The sequence below is a fragment of the Fimbriimonadaceae bacterium genome, assembly GCA_019638795.1.
Taxonomy (GTDB): domain Bacteria; phylum Armatimonadota; class Fimbriimonadia; order Fimbriimonadales; family Fimbriimonadaceae; genus JAHBTB01.
Genome location: JAHBTB010000006.1, coordinates 162,671 through 185,151 on the forward strand (window position 1 = coordinate 162,671; position 22,481 = coordinate 185,151).

The window sequence follows — 22,481 nt, forward strand, 5'->3', positions numbered from 1 at the left end:
GGCTCGTGCACAATGGGCCATGGACTTGAGCAGGCGGGCGGTCTTGGCGGCAAGCCTGGCCGCCACCCCATTGGCGGCTTTGGCCTCGAAGGGGCCGAGGAAGCTGGTCCGCCCGCCCGCGCTCAAACCAGGTGACTCCGTGGCCTTGATCGCGCCGGCCTCGACCATGCCCGACGCGGCCGAGGTCGAGAGTGCCCGGCAGTTCGTCTTTTCATTAGGTTTCCGACCGGTCTTCGGCCTTCACGCGACCAAGACATGGGGGTACCTCGCGGGTACCGACGAAGAACGTGCGGCCGACCTGAACTGGGCGCTGCGGGACCCGTCAGTCGACGGGATCATGTGCCTCCGGGGCGGGTACGGAGCGATGCGGTTCTTGCCGTCCATCGATTACGAGGCGGCGAGAGCCCACCCGAAGGTGTTTATCGGATACAGTGACATCACCGCCCTCCTTGTCGCCATCACCCAAAAGGCAGGGGTCGTCACGTTCCACGGCCCGGTGGGCACATCGTCCGTCAGTGAATTCTCCACCAATTGGATGATGCGCGCGCTTACTCAGCCAAGGCCCTTGGGAACATACACCCAGCCGGACCCTGCCAAGGCGGGGAAGGGTGATTTTGAATTGGTGACCGTGCACGGGGGCAAGGCGTCGGGCCCGCTTGTCGGCGGAAACCTCACCCTCCTGTCTTGTCTGATGGGCACGCCCTACGCCCCGGACATCGCGGGCAAGATCTTGTTCATCGAGGAGGTGCAGGAAGCTCCCTACCGGATCGACCGCATGCTGACGCAGATGTGGCTTTCCGGCGACCTTCAAAAGGTCCGCGGCGTCGCCTTGGGACAGTTCACCGACTGCGACTCACAGGAGCCCGGGTCATCCTGGAGAGTGAGGGATATCGTCGCCCTCCGCCTGAAGCCCTTGGGTGTCCCCGTCCTGTCGGGCCTGCCGATCGGCCATGTCAAGGACAAAATCACCTTGCCCCTGGGCGCCATGGCCCAACTTGACGCTGACGCCCAGACGCTGACTGTCCTCGAACCTGCCGTCAGCTAATCGACAAAGGTGACGAACCCCCAGTGCTCGGGGAGGTGCATGTCGATGATGCCTTGGGGAGACCAGACCCAGTTGTCCTCGCGCATATCGGGCTTCTTCACATACTTGCCGTCGACGATGTCGACCTGCCACTCGACACGGCTGAAATTGACGCGCCATGTGTCTCCACCATGTGGTGGAGTTGGCATGCCGCTCTGTTCCCGAAAGCAGTGCCAAGGAAAGGCGATCTCGACCCGCCAACCGGTGTCAATGTCGGTCGGGTTGTTGATGGTTCCGGCCACGTGGACGGCCGAGGAGGCGTAAGACTCCCAACTGTTGTCGGCGCTGCCGCCGTTGCGGTATGTTTTGTCCAAATACAGGTCCCACGTCGTGTTCAGGGCGTTGACCTCAAACTCAAAGTACCGCGCCCCGTCGCCGTCGGGGTCGATGAAGACCTCAAAGTCGTTGTCGTGGAAGATCACCGAGTCATGCAGGGTGAGGGTGCCCCAAACGTGGGGCTCTTCCATGGTCGCGGCGATGTAAAAGTAGTTGTCGTCCCATAACATCTTCGCCTGGGTGTGGAACCGGGGCAAGGGCTTCTTGTCACCCTCGATGTCGACGAACGCGTCAGTCCATGCGGCCGCCGCCCAGGCGGGGTCGTCGATGCGACCGTTGACCTCGACTGGCTTGTAGGCCCGCCGGCACTCATATCGTTTGGGTGGTGTCAACATCGCTCCTCTAAGAATATCTCACAAACCATGCACCGGATTCCGCCGCCGCCTTGCGACCAAATGGTGGGGAGTGGCGCACCGACCACGCGGGTGAAGAACGGCGAAAGTCGGCGACGCAAGGCGGCGTCGGCTTTGGGTGGTAGGGACCAGGAGCCGACAAGCATAGGCCCGTCAGACCCTCTCACTTCAAGCACGTTGCCGCAAAACGCCCGGGCCTCTTGGTCGGATATCTCGACGATCTCGTGGCCGGTTTGCCTCAGTTGACTGGCCACACGCTCTCGGTCTGCTGGCTCAAGCCAGTCGGCGCATATGACGGCGCAATCTGTGCCGACCGACAGGCACACGTTGGTGTGATAGACCGCGACTCCGTCGCAATTGGCTCGGAAGGGAACGAGTTCGTATTCCAACTCTCGGCACCATTCTCGGGCGACGCCGATGTCGGCACGCGAGCTCTCGCACATGTAGGCGAGACGGTTCACGCGGTCCAGGACCAGGCTGCCCGTGCCCTCTAGGGCGCGGCCTTCGTCCTCGTGACGGGTCAAATCGACCACACGGTTGACGGCAAAGGAAGAGTTTAGCCGGTCGATGATGTCCTCGCGCCGCTCGCGACGTCGGATCTGACTCAGCATAGGATAGACGACAACCGTGCCGTCCTCATGGGTTGTCAACCAATTGTTGGGAAAGACGGCGTCCGGCTTGACTGGAGTGGCGGTGTCGTCGACGACCACAAGCTTGACTCCGGCAGATTCAAGCTCTGCGACAGCGGCGTCGAACTCGGCGAGAGCATTGCTTGCTTTGCCGTTCTGGGTTTGGAATACGTTACTCGCGGCGGTCTCCGCGTTCCAACCGAACGAGGCCGGTCGGACCATGAGGAGCGTGTCAGTAGATTGACGAACCATAAGGTAAACGAATTAACGGAGAAGCTCGCAGTAGCAGGACTCGTAGTCGGAGACCCACCGGTCGTAGGTGAAGCGCTCGGTGTTCTTGGTGCCGGCGGCGACCCATTCGTCGCGGTTTTGGAGGCGGGCAAGGACGGCCGGCACACCCGACTCCACATCAGCGGGGTCGACAAGGACGGCGCTGTCTCCGGCGACTTCGCGCATTGGTTCCCGGTCGGACGTCACGACCGGGCACCCGCATGACTGGGCCTCGATGATCGGCAGGCCAAAGCCCTCGATGAACGATGGGAACAGAAGGGCGACGGCCCCGGAGTAGAGGGCCTCAACGGACTCCTTGGGCACCATGGAAAGGACGTGGACGTGCTGGTCCAGGCCCATCTCGGCGATAACGGCCGCCGCGTCATCGTCAAGGTACTTGCTAAGAATGACAAGGCGAAGGTCGCCCAGACTTGGAGAACTTCGCAGGGCGCCGAATATTTTGACAACCCCAGATTGGTTCTTGTATGGGCCCATTCCAATGTGGAAGACGTAGGGTGCCTCGGGTGGCACGCCATGGGACGTCAGGACGGCCTTAGTTTCCGTCGGCGTCCGCCGCACAAAGGTGCCGATCATCCCGTTCAGGATCTTACGGTGGTACTTTTTGTTTGGGACGAGGTTGTCGAGATCGATCCTCGTCTGCTCGCTGATCGAGACAAAGTTTGAGCACGCCCGCAGGCCGGACAAGATCATTTCCTGGAGCCGGTGGCCCGACTTCCCGATCTGCCAGGTGTCCAACTCGCCGAGGGCGACCCTGATGGCGAGAAGGTCGTGGATCGTGTACAGGTGGTTGAACTTGCTGACGACGGGGCCATAGAAGCCGTTCCCTTGGTCGATGACGTGGACGAGGTCGTATTGGGAAGCGGTCTGGGCCAATTGTCGCGGGAACAAGACCATCTTGTCGATGTAGCCCGCCCACTTCGCCAGGCGGCCTAGCGGCCTTCGGTTGACCCGGGCCGTCGGGCGGACGACGTCGGCAGGCCACCCACGGTCGACGAGGCCGGCATGCAAGCCCTTTAGGTAGCCCTGCATGCTGAACTGGTGGTCGGGCTCGTAGTTACCGACCAAGAGGACCCGGTGTTTGGTGGTGCTCACGCGTCAGGGTCTCCCGACCCTTCTCCCATTTCGGTCAGATAGGCGGTGTTCCCCAACAGCAGTTCTGCCCGTACTGGGTCGACCAAGACCTGGCGGGGCCGTGGTCCGTCGCGTTGTCCGACCACACCGCGCTCCTCCATCATGTCGAGCAACCGGCTCGCCCGTTGGAACCCGATCGAGAACTTACGTTGAATCATGGAGGTGGAGGCCTCGCCGCGCTCGACGACAAAGCGCACCGCCTGGGCCCAGAGGGGGTCGTCCTCTTGTTCGCGCATCTCGGCCTCCTTTTCCTCGATGACGATCTGGACCGGGTTCAACACGTAGTGGGGCTTTTCTTGCGCCCGCCAGAAGTCGCAGACGTCCTCGATCTCCTTTTCACTGACATAACACCCCTGGACACGGGTCGCTTTGGTGGCGTCGATGGGGAGGAAGAGCATGTCGCCCTTACCGATCAGCTTTTCTGCGCCAGCCTGGTCGAGGATGGTGCGCGAGTCGATCTGCGAGGACACGGCGAAGGCGATCCGCGACGAGATGTTGTTTTTGATCGTGCCGGTGATGACGTCGACGCTCGGCCGCTGGGTGGCGATGACCAGGTGGATCCCGGTGGCGCGGGCCAGCTGGGCCAAGCGGCAGATGCTCGTCTCGACCTCCGCGGCGGCCTGGATCATGAGGTCGGCCAACTCGTCGACGATCACGACGATGTAGCTGAGCTTTTCGTCGGGTCCAAACTTTGCGTTCCAACCGTCGATGTTGCGGACACCGGCCTCGCTGAACCGCTCGTAGCGGCGGTCCATCTCGCGCACGACCGCGCGGAGTACCCCCGGCGCTTCCTTGACGTCCTTCACCACCGGGCACATCAAGTGGGGTAGCCCCTCGAAGAATGTCATCTCGACCCGTTTGGGGTCGATCATCACGAGGCGCAACTCCCGGGGGGAGAGGCGCAAGATCAGGCTCATGATGATGGTGCCGAGGCAGATCGACTTGCCGCTGTTGGTCGCCCCACCGACGAGCAAGTGGGGCATCTTGGTCAGGTCGGTGTACTTGTGGGTGCCGCTGACGTCCTTGCCCAGGGCCACGGTCAGGCGGCTATTCTGGTCGTGGAACTCCAGGGTGTCCACCATTTCCCGGAGGGTCACCATCACCCGCTGGGCGTTCGGAACCTCGACACCGATGGCGCTTTTGCCCGGGATCGGGGCCTCCACGCGGACATGGCTTGCCGCCAAACCCATCGCGATGTTGTCGGCCAGAGCGGTGATCCGGTTGACCCGGATGCCGGGGCCCAGTTGGACCTCGTAGCGCGTGATCGTCGGGCCGTGGGCGACCTCGACGACGTTGGCCTCGATGTTGAACTGCTCCAGGGTGTCTTCCAGCACCTCGATGTTGCGCTGGATCTCCTTGGGGTCGCGCTTTGACTTGCCGCCGGGCTCGACGAGAAGACTCAGCGGCGGCAATTGGTAGCCGTCCCGGGGGGCGGGTGGATCAACCGCCAACTCGACCTGCTTGGTCGGCTCAGGGTCTTGGCGGAGTCCGTGCCGGCGGAGGGGTTTCTCTTCCGGGGCCTCCGGCTGTTCGGCGACCGACCCCTCCAGCATACGGACGGTGGCCCGTCGACGCGCCTCCTTCTGGTCTTCGTCGGGGAGGGCCTTCCTTTCGGGGTCAACGGCGGGCTTGGCGCGCAACTTGTCGATCGGCTTGCGTGCGGTGGCGGCCGCCCGGGCGACGAGCTCCCTGACCGGGTCCTCGATGCAGAGCAACGCCCCGACAAGGAGCAAGACGGTGTTGCCGACCCAGTGGGCCGGGCCGAGCAGCGTGTGCATGGCCCATGCCGCGGAGCCACCGAGGTAGCCGCCTCCAGTCGCGAGGGCCTCAGGGTCGAAGAAGTCGCCGTTTGTGTCGCGGGCAAAGAAGGCGAGCAGGCCAAGGAAGACGAGGAGGGTGCCCCAGAAGACGCGCTGGTACTGGAACGCGGCCCGGCCCATGACCAAGCACCCCCCAGCGAAGCCGAGGACAAACGGCACGGCCCACGCGCCTTGCCCGAAAAAGGTCCGGAACGCACCGGTCACCGAGTCACCGACCAAGCCGCCGCGTCCCAAGACGAGGGTGACCAAGACGACGAGCCCGACGGCGACAAGCCCGATCCCGACGAACTCGGCACGACGATGGGTGGCGATGTTCGGCTTCCGCCGAGTCGCCGAGACATCGACGACCGCCTTGCGGCTCTTCAGCCCTTCCGTGGGCATAACTTCAACATTTTAGCATGGTGGTCAATGAAGCTGGTCGACGAGCCCGACGGACGCCATGCACGTCAGCAAGGCGGTCCCGCCGTTGCTGACAAAGGGGAGCCAGAGGCCGATGACCGGGCCGATGTTGAGGACCATCGCCAAGTTGACGACGGTGTGAAAGGCCAGGAAAGCGAGGAGACCCCCGGCGACGAGCCGCCCCATCGGCTCGCGGCACCGGAAGCCGGTGTCCCATAACCGATAGAAAAAGACCATGAAAACGCCTAAAACCACAACAGAACCGATGAGGCCCATCTCTTCGCCAATGACGGAGAAGACAAAGTCGTTGTGCTGTTCAGGAATGTAGCGCCCCGCCTTTTGCTCGCCGCGGAGGTAACCGGTGCCGGTCACACCGCCCATTGCGATCGCCTTGACCGACTGGGCCGCCTGCCAGCCCTTTCCCTGGGTGTCACTGGTACCTCGGAGGATCTTGCCAAAGAACTCGTCCAGTTTGCCTTTGTGGTAGTCGCTGAACGAGCCGCTGACCATCGCGACACCCAGCAGGGCGAGGACGCAGGCGATCGAGGCGCCGATATGTTGCCAAGGAACCCCTGCATAGAGCGCGACGGCCAACCAGATGACCAACATGCAGGCCGCCCCGCCGTAGTGAGGTTGCAACATCAGCAGGACGACAAGCGGCGCGACGTGAAGGAACGAAAGGAAGAACGTCTTGAGAGACTTCACCTCGTCCTGGCGGGCGGCGAAGAAGGTGGACAGAGTCAGGACCAGGAGGACTTTGGACAAGTCTCCTGGCTGAAACTGTATTGAACCGACCTCGATCCACCGCTGGGCGCCCTTTGCGGAGTGGCCTCCGGCAAGGACGGCGGCGAGGAGCAGGATGTTCAGGACATAGAGCCCCTTGGACGACCACTGCCAAAACGACAACGGGATTCGGCGGAAGAGGTACCAGACGGCCACCCCCAACGCAGCGAAGACGCCCTGCCGGGCCGCGTTGTGAAATCCGGTCGCTTGGTCGATGCTGTGGATCGCGAGGATTCCGACGATGGTGAGGACTGCCGCCGACCCGACCAACCAGGGGTCGGCGAACCGACTCGGCTCCCGGCGGGTGATCGTGCCAAAGTCGGCCTGCACGGGGTTCAGCCCTCCGTGGGCTTGTCGCTCACGGCCCGTGGCTCACGGGTGGAGTTCAAGCCAAACTCGCGCTTCACGATCCCCTTGCCTGGGTCGAACCAGAAGCGCAGGCGACGCTTGGACTTCTCGGGTGCCCCACCGTCGAAGCTCAACTGGACCTCCACCAGGTAGGTGTTAAAGTGGCCCGCGGTGATGTTCAGCTCTTCGCGCTTGGCTTTGATCTCGGCCTCGGCGGGATACGAGCCGTCGCCCATGCGGATCTTGCCGCTCCAAGTCCAGGGAGAATCGCTCTGGAGGGGGTAGTGCACCAGCGGCAACGGGGGGTCGTACTTCTCGGCCTCTGTGCCGACAAAGCGGAACCCAGACTTGTCGTAGGTGTAGGTCTCCGTGCTCGTGGTCTCACCGTCGACCATGAGTTTGAGGGTGACGGTGTCGCCGGTGTCTTCGGTCTTGACGTCCACGGGGACGACGGACCCCTGGTAGATCAAGTTGCCTTTGGCAAACGAGGTCGCCTGGGGCTTCATCGTGTCGGCGGTCTGGGCGAGGGTCTCCACTTGCCCGGGAGCGCTGTTTTCCTCCGCCTTGGCTTTGGCGTTGTTGTACATCACGCACCCCGCCGTGATCACGACGGCGCAGGATGCGGTGACGAGGGCAGCGGCGGCTTTTCCCATGACGATGCTCATGCGTTTGTGTCGCCCATTGATACGAGCGTTCTCTTACTCGAATACTTCTCTTTGTTGACCGTCGTCGTCTGCTCCATCTCGACTAGGCCGATTCCCTTGCCATAGACCGACCTTTGGACGGATTTGATGGGGGGCTCGCCGGCCGCGCCGTAGATGACGTCGAGGGTCACCTCGACGCAGTCCACGTCCTTACCCAAGACCTTTCGCTTACCAATTGGCCGAGACGTGCCCTTCAGGACCATGTCGGCCACCGTCTTCATAAACTCCGTCTTACCGGCGAACTCCCAGGTGGTCCGCTTGTCATCGACCTTGAGCACCGGGTACTGGTACGTCGTGGCCTCGCGGACGACTTGGTCGTCGACTTCCTTCTTGATGTAACTCTTGAAGATGACGAAGACGGTGTCGCCCTCCACCAAGTAAAAGGTGGGTTCGCTGGTCCGTCCATGCGAGACGGTCGTGAACGGCGCGACTTCTTTGTCAAGGAGTTTGGTCGGTTTGCCGACCTTGTCGGTGAAGACTTCCTGAGACCGCCCTGTCTTCTCGCTGTACGTCCACGTCGTCCCGGGGACAGTGGGGAAGTATGCCGCAGCATCGCCGGCCACCAGCAAGGTGGACATCAGCGGAAGAAGGGCGGCCAGCATCGGAGACTTATCCCTGGGAGGTCAACTCGATCGTGCTCGTCCGGTCGCCGTCCTTGTCCTTGATGTTCAGGACCATTTTCACGACCCCGTAGCCGGGGGCGTACCAACTGGTGCCGTTGACACCGATCTTCTGGTCCTTGGTCAGGTTGCCGGTCGTTGTCGCGACGAAACAATCAAACTCGCCACCGGCCACCTTGATCTTTTCCTTGCGGACGACCTTGTTGGTCATGTCGATCTTGATGTCCTTGCCGTCCATGCCCTTCACGGTCTCGTGGCTCGGCCACGAGACGTCCACGGCGAGTTTGGCGGGCAGCGCCAGCATCGGCGGGTCGATCGTCGTGGCGGCGGCGAAGGTGGAGTAGACGCCGTCCGGTTTCAGGATGACTTCGTCGTCGCCAAGGATCGAAAGGTCACCGTCACGCTTGATCGTGAAGGTGGGGTTGCCGTCATGCAGCCCCTTGTAGACCACCGACTGGGTGCCGGTCTTCTCGCCCAAGTTTGGCTGTTGGGTGAGTTTATAGGTCAGCGTCTTCTTGCAGTCCAAGCCGTAGTAGGTGTAGCCGTCGGTCTTCAGGTTCGCTGCGATGTCTTCGACCTTAGGGGTGGACGCGGGTGCTTCCGTCGCCGCGGTGGTCGCCGGCTTGTTGGTTTCCGGGTTCGGCGTGTTCGTGGCCGGCGGCTGGCAGCCGACCAAGCCGAACACCGCCAAAGACAGGGGGATCAGGCATTTGTTCATGGATCGATCACTTAGCAGTATGACTCTTCAGGCGGAAGATTTCCTTTCCGTTGAAGTCCTTCGTCGAGGTCTGTTGGACAAACCGGGCGAGGCCGACCTTGGGGACAAACCAGAGGGTCGCGCTCGTCACGAAGTCTTGGCCCTTGTAGCTGAACTTTGTGTTGGATTCGACGGTGACCGCCTCCATGGGGCCCTCTTCCGTGTCGATCCGTTCGGTCCCGCGGCACTTGTTCTGCACCTTCTGGTCGACAACGTCGGCACCGGTGGTCGGGGCCGGGCCCTTGAGGTCTTGGTTGAACGTCTCACCGTCTTTGACGGGGAACTTGCACAGCATCTGCGGCGGGGTGTACGCCGCTCTACGGTCGGTGCTGTTGATCTGATAGATACCGGACTTGTCGACTCTCCAGTCGCTGCTGTCCAGGTGTTTGGAGCCCTCCAGGATTTCCAGCGTCGCAATGGTCGCGTCACCCTCCTTGCGGCTCGCCGTGACCTTGAACGTCAGCTCTCGGGTGGCCGACCCGCCGTTCTGGGTGGATTGGACTTCGTAGACCCACTCGTTGCCGACGGACAACGGCCAGAGCTCGGCTTCGTTCCCGGGTGTCACCGTCATGTTCTTGACCTCGGGCGGCTTCTCGGGGACGTAGCCTCCGCCTCCTTGGGAGCATCCTCCCAGGGCGACGGCGGCGATGGCAATGAAGGGCAGACGGCGGTTGATCATGTTTTCTTGGTGTTCGGCAGGGAGTTGATGAAGTCGGCGGCTTCCTTCGCCAGGCTTTCATTGGGAAGCTGTTTGATGGTGATTTCGTTGGACGAGAGTTCCGTGTTGATCTTCGGCGCGGCGAGCGGTATCCCGTTGACGACGAACATCAGGTGGAACGCCTGGTGGCCATGACTGTACTTCCACAGGCGCATCCGGCCGTCGTCGGTCAGTTGGATAGTGAGGTCGGCGAAGGTTTTGCCGTCGTTGCTTTGGTAGGTGCGCACCGTGGCACCTTTCACCTGCTGGTCGTTGAGCAGCACCTTGGAAATCTTCAGGAGTTCCTGGGGCTTTTCCGCCCACGTCGCCGTCCGGGAGGCGCCGATCTTGGTGGCCAGGGCTTTGGCGACGTCCTCCCGAGGCGTCCGCTTTTCCATAAGCCCGATCGCGGCGTCCCGGTACCAGGCCGTGATCATCTCCGGCGGTGGGTTGAACTTCTCGTTGATGCGCTTCTGGATGTCGGTGGCGAACTTGCTCATGTACGCCTCCTGGACCATCGCGGTCAACTCGGACTCTTTCCCTTCGAGCGGGACCCTCACCTTCACCGGGATGTCGAGGACGATGCCGTTGAGCAAGGTGCGTAGCCGCAAGGTGTCGGGCGGCGTCCCGTCGAGGCCGATGTGAAGGTCGCTCTCCAGGCGCTGGCGAAGGGCGGCGTCGCCCTTCAGGGCCTTGTCGATGTCCGCGGCCTTCCATTCGACCCTGGTGGCGGGCAAGTCGTCCTCGCGCAGGTCGTTCATCGCCATGACGAGGTAGCCGAGGTCCTTTTCGTCGCCGCGCAGAGAACCGAGAAACTCTTTGATGGGGATCCGGTGCAGCCCGCTGGCGTCCGATTCCATCGAACTCGACTTACCGGTGCCGTGATTGGTCACCTCGGCCAACTGGGCGACCTCGTTGGCCACGATGATCTTGTACCGGGAGCCCCCTTCAATGCCGACCAACGTGACGCTTCCCGGGGTGATCGGCGTCGGGTTGTACCCGTTGACCTGGACGTCGCCCCAAGCGCGCCACCCGTAATACACTCCTGCCGACAACAGGAGCGCCATGGTGACCACCTTCAACGAGGCCCGGGTCGAGGCATTGAGCTTCATGATAGGGTGACGACCGTCACAAGAGCTAACGAGTGTACCGGCCCGGTCGGTTCCCCGCCTGGCCCGTTCAGTCCGTCGGGTTGAAGTTCCGGTAGGTCCGCCCGGCCCCGTAGAGGCAACCGGCGGTCAGGGCCGAGACGACCGGCATGACGACGATGGCGGCGAGCCAATAGTTGACCGTGGCGAGGAAGCCGTAGCCGATCGCCGACCCATAGATGACGAAGGTGAGACCCAATCCCTGGACCAGCCTCCTGAACGTGTTCTGGGCGGGGTCGGCCATGTCGGGAAGGAGGATCGCGAGGAACAGGGACGCGACCGACGCGAACGCGCACATCACCACCATGGTCAGCCACGTAGGGAGGACTGTCACCCAAAGGTGGGGGAGCCAGACACACATGCCGCAGAGGGAGACCAGGCCGACGACGGCGGCGGGCACGACCTTGCTGAACGCCTCGACAAAGATGAGCCGTCCCGTCTTGAGCGGGAGGGGCCGGAGCAGTTCGCCCTTCTTCAAGAACTCTCGGAACCCGACCTGGCTCTGGCCCGAGACGACCATCGGGCTCATGAGGAGCAAGACCGAAGGCAAGATCACGTAGAGCTTGGGTTCAGCCCGGCCAAGCGAACTGAGGAAGTAGGAGAGGTAGACGAACACGGCGGGCACAATCAATGCCGCGAACAGCACACCACCGGCCGACCGGGAAAGAATGACGACCTCCTTCCACCAAAAGGCCATGTCGCCGGTGACCCGGAGCGAACTTAGCCACCCAATGTTCCGGGCCTTGAGCTTGCCCGACCGGGCCCGTTGCATGTTCACCTGCCCCTGGGCGTCCCCGGAGCGGCGGTTCTTGATCTCGGCACGGGTCACCGCGACTCGCGAGGCCACCTCATACACCTTGGGCGCGCGCCACAGCATCACGGCAAAACCCGAGACGGCCATCAGGACGAGAAAGGCGAAGCCCGCCACTGCGCCGCCCATGTCCTGGGTCAGAGGGAACGCACCGAACTTGATCGCGGCCACCGCAGGGTAGAGCACAAGCTGGACGTCGGGGGCCCGGGACAAGGCGACGAGCCCCGCGCCGGGGTCGTCAGTCTTCAGGACCTGGGCGGCGCGATAGACCAGCACGGCCAGGTAGGCCAAGGCCCCCAACGAACAAGCCCAACTCGCCGCCGTCCGCAGTCGCATGGGGCGCTGGTCGCTCTCGGTCCACAGGAGGGCCGTCGCGTAGCGCCAAGCGGCCCAGGCCAGTTGCATCAGCAGGTAGGCCAGGGTCGCCGTCTTGAACGCGGTCGAGAGCGCGGCAAAGTCCAATTGCCCCATCCCCCCCGAGCGGGTGATCCTCGCAAAGGGCCGCGCGGCGAAGAGGAGCATCAACAGGGGCCAGAGGAGCCGGGCCAGGTAGCCCTTGGCGAAGTTCCACATCAAGTACAGCCGCGGGCTGATCGGAGTGGGGACAAGGACGTCGACCTCGGCCAGTTGGAACGTCATGGGGGCCTGGAACAGGGTCAGGAGCGTCGACCAACTGACGAAGCCCAGGAAGCAAAAGCCAAGGGTGACGAGCAGGTCGGCCGCCCCGGCCCCGACGTGGGGGGCGAACATGCCGACCGAACTTGGCCCGGTGGACACCCCGAGGAACACCCGGCTGAGCCACCACACCTGCATGGCGACAAAGAAGACCGTCGCCAAGGCACGCACCGGCGTCTGGAACGACCGCCTGACCCCGTTGACGATGGAGCGCCTAGCGAGGAAGAGGAGGGGCTTCATGGGGCTGGGTCAAGGAAAGGAAGAGCTGTTCAAGGTCGGCCCCCTGCATCTGGCTGAGGTTGCGGAGTTCGTCGACGGTCCCCTGGGCGACCATCTTGCCTTTGCTCATGATGACGACCCGGTCGCACAGCTTTTCCGCGACGTCGAGCAGGTGGGTGGAGACGAGGTAGGAGCAGCCTTGCTCGCGACCCCGGGCCATCTCGGTCTTGAACTCGGCGACCCCGGCCGGGTCGACCCCGATGATCGGCTCGTCGAAGAGGAAGACGTTCGCGTCGTGGACCATCGCACAGGCGATGCTGAGCTTCTGCCGCATGCCCTTGCTGAGGGTCGCCACAAGTTCTTTGCGCTTGTCGGTCAGAGAGTATCGGGCCAACAGCCGGTCGATGTTCGACTCGTAGACGCTCAACGTGTCGAAGCACATCGCGACAAAGCGGATGTGCTCTTCCACGGTGAGGAGCTCGTACAGGTTGGGCACCTCGGGCACGAAGGCCAGTCCCCGCTTAGCCTTGGCCATTTCCGTCTGCATGTCGTGGCCGTTGACCCGGATGTGCCCGGACGTCGGCTCGAGGATCGTCGTGATGCACCGCATCAGGGTCGTCTTTCCCGCGCCGTTAGGGCCGAGCAGGCCGACGATCTCGCCAGGGCCGACGCTGAAACTGACGGAGTCCACCGCCCGTACGGTCTTGAAGACCTTGGTGACGCCGACGACTTCCAGCATGAGCCTGCTTTCTACCATCACGCGACCTTTTGCCACATGACTGGTCACGGGTACGATGCGCCCTTGATGAGGGTTGCCGAAGCCGCCGAAAGGGTCTATGGCGAGGTCGGGAAGGCGGTGGTCGGACAGACCAGGGCCGTCGAACAGGCGCTGGTCGCCGTGCTCGCCGACGGCCATGTCCTCCTCGAAGGAGTCCCGGGGCTCGCCAAGACGTTGCTCGTGCGGTGCTTGGCCAAGGTCATGGACCTTGAGTTCAAACGCGTCCAGTTCACGCCGGACCTGATGCCGAGTGACGTGGTAGGCACCAACGTTTTTGACCCGCGCACCGCCGAGTTCTCGTTGCGGCAGGGCCCGATCTTCACCGCCGTCCTTCTGGCGGACGAGATCAACCGAACCCCGCCAAAGACTCAAGCGGCGTTGCTGGAGGCGATGGAAGAGAGGCAGGCGACCATCGACGGCACGGCCTACCGCCTGCCGTTCCCGTTCCTCGTCTTTGCCACCCAGAACCCCGTCGAGTTCGAGGGGACATACCCCTTGCCCGAGGCCCAGCAAGACCGCTTCATGCTCAAGGTGGTCATGGAGTATCCGCCTGCCGGGGCCGAAATCGACGTGCTCCGCCGGTTCCACCAGGGCTTCCGCTCCCAAAGCCTCGACGCGGCCGGGTTGACCCCGGTCATCGACGAGGCCACACTCAAGGCGCTTCGGGCCGAGGTGTCCGCGGTGACCGTCGAAGACAAGATCCTCAGCTACATCTACGAGATCGTCAGCGCGACCCGGGCGAGCCACGACATCCTCGTCGGAGCGTCGCCGCGTGCCGGCCTGGCCCTGGTCTCGTGTGGCAAGGCGGTCGCCGCCGTGCGGGGCCGCGACTTCGTGATCCCCGACGACGTCAAGGAACTGGCCGTCCCGGTCTTGCGGCACCGCATCATGCTCCGCCCCGAGGCCGAGATCGAGGGCCTGCGGGTGGACGACGTCTTGCGCCACCTAGTCGACGCCCAGGCCGTCCCGCGGTAGGTCATGGTCCGCGTCCTTTCGCTACGGCGGCAACGGCTTGGTGGTATGGCCACCTTGAGCTCCGCGTTGGCCCTTGCCCTTGAACCGCACGACGTCGAAATGGTCGTCGACGACGCGGACACGTGGATACCGGACAAGACGGGGTTCGGCACCGACCGCCAGGTGAGCAAGCTTGTCCGCGACGCCGCCCGGGGGTTTGACCTTGTCCATGCCTGGGGGTACCGCACCGCCTGGGCCTGCAGCGAGGCGTTCGGGCTCAACTTTCCCTGGGTCTACACCGCATACGACTGGCCTAAAACCACAAGCTCCCAGCTGATCGACCGGATGAACACCGCCCGGGCCGGGCTGGTGCCCACCCGCGCCCTGAAAAACTACCTCGACGACCACGACACGCTGAACCTGGAGTTGATCGACCCTGGCGTCGCCCCCCAGCACGTCGTCGAGACGAAGGAGGAGGCCCGCCGCCAGTTCGGGTTGCCGGAGGACCGACCCTTGGTCGCGGTGGTCGCCAAGTTTGACAAGGACTCGGGGATCGACGCCGTCGTCGCGGCGGTCCACGCGGTCGCCGACGACCATCCCGACATCGCCCTTGTGGTCGCGGGGAGCGGGCCCGACGCCGACCTGGTGGAACGCATGCACGACGGCGGGCGCGTCTTCGTCGTGCCCGGCACCGTCGAGACACCCAAGCTCCTCCGCGCCGCCGACCTCTTGGTCGTCGCCAAGCGTCGTGCCGCCTTCAGCATGGTCGCTCTGGAGGCCATGGCCGTCGGCACGCCCGTCTGCCTACGACGCCTGGGCGGGCTGCCCGACATGGGGGTGGAAGACCTCAGCATCGCCCTCTTCGACGACGACGAAGACCTGGCCGGCACTATCAGCAGCTTGTTCAACGCGCCCCATTACCTGGAGTCCCTTGCCGACTCGGCCCGAACCCGGGCGACCGATTGGTACGGAATCGACGAGTCGGCCTACCGGCACTCCCGCCTGTACAAAGAAGTCCTTGGCTAGGCTTTGGTCACTCGGCCCCGGTACCACGTCCGGGAACCACTGATCAATTTTTCAACGAAAAACGTCCCTCAACCGTGATTGTCGGGCCCCGTGGGAAGTCTAATAGAAGTGAGCGGGCACCACGGACGGTGGTAACGGAGGACGGGGTAGGGACGCCCCATCCGCTCCTTGAGCCCCCAGATTCCCGCAACACGGCTGGTGTGCGCCGTGTCTTCCCTGGCCGATTTTCAAGAGTGTGCTGGCAGTGGTAGTTTTCTTTTGCGCCCTCACCCTGGCCGACGGCCCCGCCCTGCAGATGGAGGCGGCCCGCCATTTGGGGGGTGTTTACACGCCCGACGTCACCGCGAAGGGCTATGTCCTGACGTCCGTGGAGAAGGGGGCAGACGACGGCCGGCCCGTCGTGCGCATGACCTATGTCAACCGGGCGCGGGCGGACAGTTTTGACCTCGTCGAGTACGTACCCATGCCGGGCAAGTCGCTCCAAGACGGTTGGAGCCGGGTGGTCGGTGTCAAGGCGGTCTCCGTGAACTCGATGCCGTCGGACACGTTAGTCCTCAGTCGCAAGAAAGGCGTCGACGTCGCGTTCCTTTCCGGCACATTCAGCCCGGGCACGGCGAACCGGCTTGTCGCCCGACTTGTCTGGCACAAGGTCACCCCCGCGGCTCAAACTTGATGCTGACCGAGTTGATGCAGTAGCGCTGGCCCGTCGGCGTCTGCGGCGCGTCGGCGAAGACATGGCCGAGGTGACCGCCGCACGCCTTGCAGGTCACCTCGGTCCGGTGCATCCCGTGGCTGTCGTCCTCGTGGTAGTCGATCGCGCCGGCATGGCTGGCGAAGAAACTCGGCCAACCGCAGCCCGAATGGAACTTCGTGCCGGATTCAAAGAGCACCGCGCCGCATCCGCGGCACACATAGGTGCCGTCGTCGGTCGTGTCCACATACTCGCCGCTGAAGGGCCGTTCCGTCCCCTTCTCGCGCAGGACATGGTATTCCTCGGGGGTCAGTTCGGCCCGCCAATCTTCTTCGGTCTTCCGGGTCTTGTCCATCGGTGTCGCTCCGGTCAGGCCCTGACGAGGTAGGGAGCCAGGCGGGCGTTGACCGCGTCCCAGTCGATCACCTTGAGGTAGGCGTCGATGTATTTGCCCCGGGCGGACTGGAAGTCCAGGTAGTAGGCGTGTTCGTAGACGTCCATGGCGAGGACCAGCACGTTGTTCCAGGCAGGGAAGGTGTCCTGGGAGTCACCGATGTAGTTGAAGAGGCGGCGTTCGGCAAGGTCGTAGCCCATGTACGCCCAGCCTCGACCGGCCAGACCGGTCGCGACCCAGTCGTGCTTCCAGTGGTCGAAATTGCCGTAGCTCTGTTCGATCAGGCTGGCGACGGCACCGGTCGCCTCGCCGCCCTTGCCGCCGATCGAGTCGAAATACACCTCGTGGTTCCGATAGCCACCGTAGGCGAAGGCGTAGTTGACCTTAAGCGACCGCATGACGCTGTACGTCTGGTTCGCTTTGGTCGGGTCCAAGTCCATCTCGTCGATGAGCTTTCGGAGCTCGTTCGTCTTGTTCGCGTACCCCTTCCACAGCCCCAGGTGGGCGTCATGGGTCGCCTTGGAAATACCGACTGCGGCCGTCGTGTAGACCTTGTCGGGAAGCTTGGCGGGGACGGGGACGGCGTGGATTTCGTTCATGTTGTGCCTCCTGCTGGGGTCTACCCCAGGGCGGTGGGGGAAAGCTGGAGAAAATCCCCGCACTGGACCGGAAAAACCGTCCTTTTGTTGTGCCCGCCCCCGGCCGATAGATGTAACCTACTCTCATGCGCGAACGACTGTTGCATGCCCTCCACATGGGCCCTCGCGTCGTGGAGCGGTTGCTCCGCGTTTTTCCCACCGACCGACTGGACGAGCGCATTGACGCCGACCGGTTCACGGCCCGAGAAGTCGTCGCCCACCTGGCCGACTACGAGCAAACCGTGCTCGACCGGATCCGGGTCGCCAACCTGAAGCCGGGCGCCGCGGTGCCCGCCTACGACCCCGACAGCCGGTGCAACGAACACCACTTTGCCGACAAGGAAGTCTTCCATGAGGCCGAGGTCTACGAGTCCCGCCGGGAAATGACGTTGGACTATCTGCGTGACATGAGCGACGAAGACCTGAAGAAGACCTTTGTCAATTCGGTCGGCGACACGGTGACAGTCGAGTCCTATGTCGTGCTCGTCTTGGGCCACGACCTGGAGCATATCGAGCAGATGAGCTCGTATCTCGCGACCGAAGTCGCCACCATCGTCTGACCGCACGTCGTCGCAAAGAAATGGCTGCCTCCCCAATGGAGAGGCAGCCTTTGTATTGACTGTTGGTGGGCTCAGCCGATCCGCCCGGCCAACCTTCCGAAAGATGCGGCGCCGCCGTACACGGCCGACCGGCCCAGGATCTCCTCGATGCGCAACAACTCGTTGTACTTGGCGACGCGGTCCGTCCGGTTGGGGGCGCCGGTCTTGATTTGGCCGCAGTTCGTCGCCACGGCCAGGTGGCTGATGGTGGCGTCCTCGGTCTCGCCGCTGCGGTGGCTCATGACGCTGGTGTAGCTCGCCTTCTTCGCCATCTCGACGGCGGCGAGGGTTTCGCTCAGGCTCCCGATCTGGTTCACCTTGACAAGGATGGAGTTCGCGGTGTGGCTGGCGATACCGCGCGACAGACGGTCGACGTTGGTGACAAAGAGGTCGTCTCCGACGAGTTGGACCTTGTCGCCGATGGCGTCGGTCAGGGCCTTCCACGTGTCCCAGTCTTCTTCGCTACAGCCGTCCTCGATGGAGATCACCGGGTACTTTTCGGCCAGCCCGACAAGGTAGTCGACCTGCTGCGGCCCGGTCTTGGCCGAGGTCGTTTTGTACACGTATTGGCCGTTCTCATAGAACTCAGTCGCGGCGCAGTCCATGCCCAACCACATCTGGTCCCCCGGCGTGTACCCCGCCTTCTGGATCGCCTCGACGATGTAGTCCAGGGCCAGCTCTTGAGACTCCAGGTTGGGAGCGAACCCGCCCTCGTCGCCGACGGCGGTGTTCAGACCCTTGTCATGAAGGACCTTCTTGAGGGTGTGGAACACCTCGGCGCCCGCCCGCAGGGCTTCGGAAAAACTCTCGAACTTGACGGGCAGGACCATGAACTCCTGAAAGTCGACGTTTGAGTCGGCGTGCTTCCCGCCGTTCAGGATGTTCATCATCGGCACGGGCAGCACCTTTGCGCTGACCCCGCCCACATAGCGGTAGAGCGGGAGGCCGAGCGACTCGGCCGTCGCTTTGGCACAGGCGAGGGAGACGCCAAGGATGGCGTTCGCCCCGAGGTTGCCCTTGTTCGGCGTGCCGTCGATCTCAAGGAGGAGCGCGTCGACCCCTTCCTGGTCGGCGGACTCAAAGTCGGCCAAGGCGTTGGCGACCTTCTCGTTGACGTTCTCGACGGCATTGAGCACGCCTTTGCCCATGTACCGCCTCTTGTCACCGTCGCGGAGTTCGACGGCCTCAAACTGGCCGGTGCTGGCGCCGCTCGGGACGGCGGCGCGGCCGACGGTGCCGTCCTCTAGGGTCACGTCGACTTCGACGGTGGGGTTGCCTCGGCTGTCAAGGATTTCGCGTGCGGTGATGTCGACGATGGCTGGCATAGGTTCCTCTTACGGGCAAATGTTACTGGGAACCCGGCGGTGCCTGTCGGGCCTGGCGTATGCGGGTACGCTCCAGATCAACCGCGATGCGCGAGAACTTTGTCCTCCACCGGTTGCACTCCCTGTCGGGGATCATCCCAGTCGGCTTCTACATGGTCCAGCACCTGACGCTGAACTCGTTCGCCCTCTTTGGGCCGGACCGGTTCAATGGGGTGATCGGGTTCTTCGCGTCGTTTCCGCCCCACATCTTGCTGGCGCTTGAAATCGGCGTGATCGCCATCCCATTGCTGTTCCACGCCGTCTATGGCCTCTTTATCGTCGCCAGGGCCGACCCGAACTACTCCCAGCCTGCGTACCGGTTCCGCGAGAACCGCTATTACACCTTGCAGCGCTGGTCGGGACTCGTCGCTTTCCTTTTCTTGTGCGCCCATGTCGCCACGACGACCCTTCGCGCCAAAGCCCAGGGGCACGAGGCGATCCGCTTCCATGCCATGGCCGATGCGATGGCGTGGCCCAACAACCTCTATCTCGGGTTGGTGTTCTATCTGGTCGGCGTCGCGGCGTGTAGCTACCACTTGGCCTACGGCATCTGGAACTTCTGCATCCGGTGGGGCATCACGGTCAATCCGAAGTCGCAGGAGGCGACCGGCAAGTTTTCCGCCGGGGCGTTCGTCGTCCTCACCCTCCTGGGCTGGAGCGCGTTGGCCGGCTTCCTGAACCCGCAGTACAAGTCTGAGCAAACGGTGGTCGAGCGGGGTCCTGGGGTCAGCCAGGCTCAGGTCCATTACGTGCCGTAGACAGGCGACCGGTCGGGGTTCAGGTCGCGGAGCCGGGGCAGGCGGGCGTCTTTGTCGCTGACCAAGACGTCCTTCAGCGGCCACTTGATCCCAAGGTCAGGGTCGTCCCAGGCGACACCGGCGTCGAATTCGGCGCGGTAGGGCGCGGTGCATTTGTAGGTGAACAGGGCGGGCCCCTTTGTCACGACGAAGCCGTGGGCAAACCCGGGGGGTACCCACAATTGGCGATGGTCTTCCGCGTCGAGTTCGACGCCGAACCACTGGCCGAAGGTCGGCGACCCCCGGCGGATGTCGACCGCGACGTCCCAGACCGCCCCTTCGACGACGCTGACGAGCTTGCCCTGGGGCTCGGGCCACTGATAATGGAGACCCCGGAGCACCCCGGGCGCCGAGCGCGACATGTTGTCCTGTACCCAGGGGCCGGTGATCCCGTGTCCGCGATAGCGCGGTTCGTTAAAGGTCTCGAGAAAGTAGCCCCGTGCGTCACCGAAGACCCGTGGCTCGACGACCAGGACGCCGGCCAAGGGCGTCTCGACGACGTTCAACCTGCCTCCTTGGCGACCCGGAGCAGATACTGTCCATAGGGGTTCTTGGCCATGGGCAGAGCCAGGGCCAGCAGCCGGTCGGTGTCGATCCAGCCCCGACGAAAGGCGATCTCTTCGGGGCAACAGACCATCTGGCCCTGCCGTTGTTCGATGGCGGCGACAAAGTTCGAGGCCTGGAGCATCGTGTCGTACGAGCCGGTGTCCAGCCAAGCGAATCCCCTCCCAAACGTCACCACGTCGAGGTCACCCTGCTCGAGGTACACCCGGTTCAAGTCGGTGATCTCCAGTTCACCCCGGGCCGACGGCTTCAGTTCCTTCGCGTGGCGGCAGACGTTGTGGTCATAAAAATAGAGTCCGGTGACGGCATAGTTGGACTTGGGTTGCGGTGGCTTTTCCTCCAGGGAGACGGCACGCCGCGCCGCGTCGAACTCGACGACGCCATACTGCTCCGGCTGGTCCACGTGATAGGCGAACACCGTCGCTCCGGACTCCTTGGCGTCGGCCCGGGCCAGGTGGTGGGTGAGGTCATGTCCGTAAAAGATGTTGTCGCCCAGGACAAGGGCGCTGGGGTCATTGCCGACAAACGCCTCGCCGATCAGAAACGCCTGGGCCAGTCCGCCGGGATGCGGCTGGACTTCGTAGCTGATGCGGACGCCCCACTGCGACCCGTCGGAAAGGAGACGCTGGAACGCGTCGTGGTCGTGGGGGGTGGTGATCACCAAGATGTCTTGGATCCCCGCGAGGAGCAGGACGCTCAAGGGGTAGTAGACCATCGGCTTGCTGTACACGGGGACGAGCTGTTTGCTGACCGCCCGGGTCATCGGGTACAGCCGGGTGCCGCTGCCGCCCGCGAGGACGATACCCTTACGCATGGGCCTCGCTTCGGTGTCCGTAGTTGGCCTCGATCCACTCGCGGTAGCTGCCCGAACGGACGCTGGCGACCCAGTCCGGGTTATGGACGTACCACTTCACCGTCTCGCGGATGCCTTCCTCGAAGGTCGTGGCCGGTTCCCAACCAAGCTCGTCGCGGAGCTTTGTGGCGTCGATGGCGTAGCGCCAGTCGTGGCCGGGCCGGTCTTGCACGTAGGTGATCAACTGGTCCAGTCCGGCTTGGCCCGTTTCTTCGCCGACGATCTGGCAGATCGTTCGGACAACCTCGATGTTACTGCGCTCGCTGTTCCCGCCGACGTTGTAGGTCTCGCCTGACCGTCCGCGGTGGGCGACCTCCCAGATCGCCCGGCAATGGTCGCCGACGTAAAGCCAGTCACGGACGTTCCTGCCCGTGCCGTACACCGGGATCGGCTTCCCCTCGACGCAGTTCAGCGTGACCAGGGGAATCAGTTTCTCGGGGTACTGGAACGGCCCGTAGTTGTTGCTGCAGTTTGTGACCCTGATATCAAGGCCGTAGGTGTGGCCGTAGGCGTGGACCAGGTGGTCGCTGGCCGCCTTGGTCGCACTGTAGGGGCTGCTCGGGTCATAGGGGGTCGTCTCCTTAAAGGCGCCGTCGTCACCCAGTGACCCGTACACCTCGTCGGTGCTGACGTGGTGGAAGACCCGCCCCGCTTTCTCGCCACCCCAGACCACCCGGCAGGTTTCCAGCAGGTTGAAGGTGCCGACGACGTTGGTCTCGACAAAGTCGCGGGGGCCTTTGATGCTCCGGTCGACGTGGGTCTCGGCGGCCAAGTGGACGACGAGCGTCGGCTGGTGTTCGTCGACCACGCGCAGGAGGCCGTCAAAGTCGCGCAGGTCTTGGTGGACAAAGACATAGTTGGCGCGAGACGCTGCCTTGTGGACGTTGAGCGGGTTTGCCGCGTAACCCAGGTTGTCCAGGTTGACGAACCGGCAGTCGGGGAACGCCCCGGTCGCCCAGTTGAGAAAGTTTGACCCGATGAACCCACATCCGCCGGTCACCAACACTGTCTGATTCAT

Annotated in this window: 24 protein-coding genes; 6 read left to right on the forward strand and 18 right to left on the reverse strand. The window is 63.5% G+C overall.

The genetic code is table 11. The annotated features are described in order from the left end of the window. Positions 1-19 precede the first annotated feature (19 nt). The gene (locus tag KF857_09195; GenBank protein ID MBX3112171.1) at positions 20-1,045 is read left to right on the forward strand and encodes an LD-carboxypeptidase; all 1,026 of its coding nucleotides are present in this window, start codon (positions 20-22) and stop codon (positions 1,043-1,045) included. Here the strand turns inward: KF857_09195 and KF857_09200 are convergent. The 12 genes from KF857_09200 to KF857_09255 form a co-directional block, all read right to left on the reverse strand. Continuing rightward, a complete protein-coding gene (locus KF857_09200; GenBank protein MBX3112172.1) occupies positions 1,042-1,755 on the reverse strand; it encodes a carbohydrate-binding family 9-like protein in 714 nt (237 codons plus the stop codon). The two genes, KF857_09195 and KF857_09200, sit on opposite strands and share 4 nt — an antisense overlap. Continuing rightward, positions 1,749-2,624 (reverse strand): hypothetical protein, encoded by an 876-nt coding sequence (locus KF857_09205; protein ID MBX3112173.1) that lies wholly within the window; start codon positions 2,622-2,624, stop codon positions 1,749-1,751. The genes KF857_09200 and KF857_09205 overlap by 7 nt, the downstream gene beginning before the upstream one ends. Positions 2,625-2,666: 42 nt before the next feature. Beyond that, positions 2,667-3,785 (reverse strand): glycosyltransferase family 4 protein, encoded by a 1,119-nt coding sequence (locus KF857_09210; protein ID MBX3112174.1) that lies wholly within the window; start codon positions 3,783-3,785, stop codon positions 2,667-2,669. Beyond that, positions 3,782-6,025: a hypothetical protein gene (locus tag KF857_09215; GenBank protein ID MBX3112175.1), complete on the reverse strand. Its 2,244-nt coding sequence runs from the start codon at positions 6,023-6,025 to the stop codon at positions 3,782-3,784. Before KF857_09215 ends, KF857_09210 begins: the two co-directional genes overlap by 4 nt. A gap of 24 nt (positions 6,026-6,049) precedes the next feature. After that, positions 6,050-7,156 carry a rod shape-determining protein RodA gene (locus KF857_09220; GenBank protein ID MBX3112176.1) on the reverse strand — a complete coding sequence of 369 codons (1,107 nt, stop codon included), beginning with the start codon at positions 7,154-7,156 and terminating at the stop codon, positions 6,050-6,052. Positions 7,157-7,161: 5 nt separating this feature from the next. Then, positions 7,162-7,839 carry a hypothetical protein gene (locus KF857_09225; protein ID MBX3112177.1) on the reverse strand — a complete coding sequence of 226 codons (678 nt, stop codon included), beginning with the start codon at positions 7,837-7,839 and terminating at the stop codon, positions 7,162-7,164. Next, a complete protein-coding gene (locus tag KF857_09230; GenBank protein MBX3112178.1) occupies positions 7,836-8,480 on the reverse strand; it encodes a hypothetical protein in 645 nt (214 codons plus the stop codon). The genes KF857_09225 and KF857_09230 overlap by 4 nt, the downstream gene beginning before the upstream one ends. 7 nt (positions 8,481-8,487) lie before the next feature. Then, on the reverse strand, positions 8,488-9,216 hold the full coding sequence (locus tag KF857_09235) for a hypothetical protein (protein MBX3112179.1): 729 nt from the start codon (positions 9,214-9,216) through the stop codon (positions 8,488-8,490). Positions 9,217-9,223: 7 nt separating this feature from the next. Further along, entirely contained in the window at positions 9,224-9,934 is a 711-nt protein-coding gene (locus KF857_09240; GenBank protein ID MBX3112180.1) for a hypothetical protein, read from the reverse strand. Then, positions 9,931-11,064, reverse strand: coding sequence for a hypothetical protein (locus tag KF857_09245; GenBank protein MBX3112181.1), 1,134 nt, complete (start codon positions 11,062-11,064; stop codon positions 9,931-9,933). Before KF857_09245 ends, KF857_09240 begins: the two co-directional genes overlap by 4 nt. A 67-nt stretch (positions 11,065-11,131) precedes the next feature. Then, positions 11,132-12,826 carry a hypothetical protein gene (locus KF857_09250; protein ID MBX3112182.1) on the reverse strand — a complete coding sequence of 565 codons (1,695 nt, stop codon included), beginning with the start codon at positions 12,824-12,826 and terminating at the stop codon, positions 11,132-11,134. Further along, positions 12,801-13,544 carry an ABC transporter ATP-binding protein gene (locus tag KF857_09255; protein MBX3112183.1) on the reverse strand — a complete coding sequence of 248 codons (744 nt, stop codon included), beginning with the start codon at positions 13,542-13,544 and terminating at the stop codon, positions 12,801-12,803. The genes KF857_09250 and KF857_09255 overlap by 26 nt, the downstream gene beginning before the upstream one ends. A 66-nt stretch (positions 13,545-13,610) precedes the next feature. Here KF857_09255 and KF857_09260 point away from each other — a divergent pair, with 66 nt between their 5' ends. The 3 genes from KF857_09260 (at position 13,611) to KF857_09270 (ending at position 16,236) form a co-directional block, all read left to right on the forward strand. Beyond that, positions 13,611-14,558 carry a MoxR family ATPase gene (locus tag KF857_09260; GenBank protein MBX3112184.1) on the forward strand — a complete coding sequence of 316 codons (948 nt, stop codon included), beginning with the start codon at positions 13,611-13,613 and terminating at the stop codon, positions 14,556-14,558. Positions 14,559-14,603: 45 nt separating this feature from the next. Further along, positions 14,604-15,563 (forward strand): glycosyltransferase family 4 protein, encoded by a 960-nt coding sequence (locus tag KF857_09265; GenBank protein MBX3112185.1) that lies wholly within the window; start codon positions 14,604-14,606, stop codon positions 15,561-15,563. A 244-nt stretch (positions 15,564-15,807) separates the two neighbouring features. Further along, on the forward strand, positions 15,808-16,236 hold the full coding sequence (locus KF857_09270; GenBank protein ID MBX3112186.1) for a hypothetical protein: 429 nt from the start codon (positions 15,808-15,810) through the stop codon (positions 16,234-16,236). Here the strand turns inward: KF857_09270 and msrB are convergent. Together msrB and KF857_09280 are read right to left on the reverse strand one after the other, a co-directional pair. Next, positions 16,214-16,609, reverse strand: coding sequence for a peptide-methionine (R)-S-oxide reductase MsrB (gene msrB / locus KF857_09275; GenBank protein MBX3112187.1), 396 nt, complete (start codon positions 16,607-16,609; stop codon positions 16,214-16,216). The two genes, KF857_09270 and msrB, sit on opposite strands and share 23 nt — an antisense overlap. A 14-nt stretch (positions 16,610-16,623) precedes the next feature. Beyond that, positions 16,624-17,247 (reverse strand): hypothetical protein, encoded by a 624-nt coding sequence (locus tag KF857_09280; GenBank protein MBX3112188.1) that lies wholly within the window; start codon positions 17,245-17,247, stop codon positions 16,624-16,626. Between the two features lie 125 nt (positions 17,248-17,372). Between KF857_09280 and KF857_09285 the strand changes: the two genes are divergently transcribed. Further along, complete coding sequence (locus KF857_09285) at positions 17,373-17,846, forward strand: DinB family protein (GenBank protein ID MBX3112189.1); 474 nt, start codon at positions 17,373-17,375, stop codon at positions 17,844-17,846. A gap of 71 nt (positions 17,847-17,917) precedes the next feature. Here the strand turns inward: KF857_09285 and eno are convergent, their stop codons facing one another. Beyond that, positions 17,918-19,210, reverse strand: coding sequence for a phosphopyruvate hydratase (gene eno / locus KF857_09290; protein ID MBX3112190.1), 1,293 nt, complete (start codon positions 19,208-19,210; stop codon positions 17,918-17,920). Between the two features lie 86 nt (positions 19,211-19,296). On the opposite strand from eno, the gene KF857_09295 reads away from it, so the two are divergent. Continuing rightward, on the forward strand, positions 19,297-20,007 hold the full coding sequence (locus KF857_09295) for a hypothetical protein (GenBank protein MBX3112191.1): 711 nt from the start codon (positions 19,297-19,299) through the stop codon (positions 20,005-20,007). Here the strand turns inward: KF857_09295 and rfbC are convergent. The 3 genes from rfbC to rfbB are packed head-to-tail and all read right to left on the reverse strand — an operon-like array spanning position 19,995 to position 22,481. After that, positions 19,995-20,552, reverse strand: a complete 558-nt coding sequence (gene rfbC / locus KF857_09300) for a dTDP-4-dehydrorhamnose 3,5-epimerase (protein MBX3112192.1) — start codon at positions 20,550-20,552, stop codon at positions 19,995-19,997. The genes KF857_09295 and rfbC overlap by 13 nt on opposite strands. Beyond that, complete coding sequence (gene rfbA, locus KF857_09305) at positions 20,549-21,424, reverse strand: glucose-1-phosphate thymidylyltransferase RfbA (protein MBX3112193.1); 876 nt, start codon at positions 21,422-21,424, stop codon at positions 20,549-20,551. Before rfbA ends, rfbC begins: the two co-directional genes overlap by 4 nt. Continuing rightward, a complete protein-coding gene (gene rfbB, locus KF857_09310) occupies positions 21,417-22,481 on the reverse strand; it encodes a dTDP-glucose 4,6-dehydratase (protein MBX3112194.1) in 1,065 nt (354 codons plus the stop codon). Before rfbB ends, rfbA begins: the two co-directional genes overlap by 8 nt.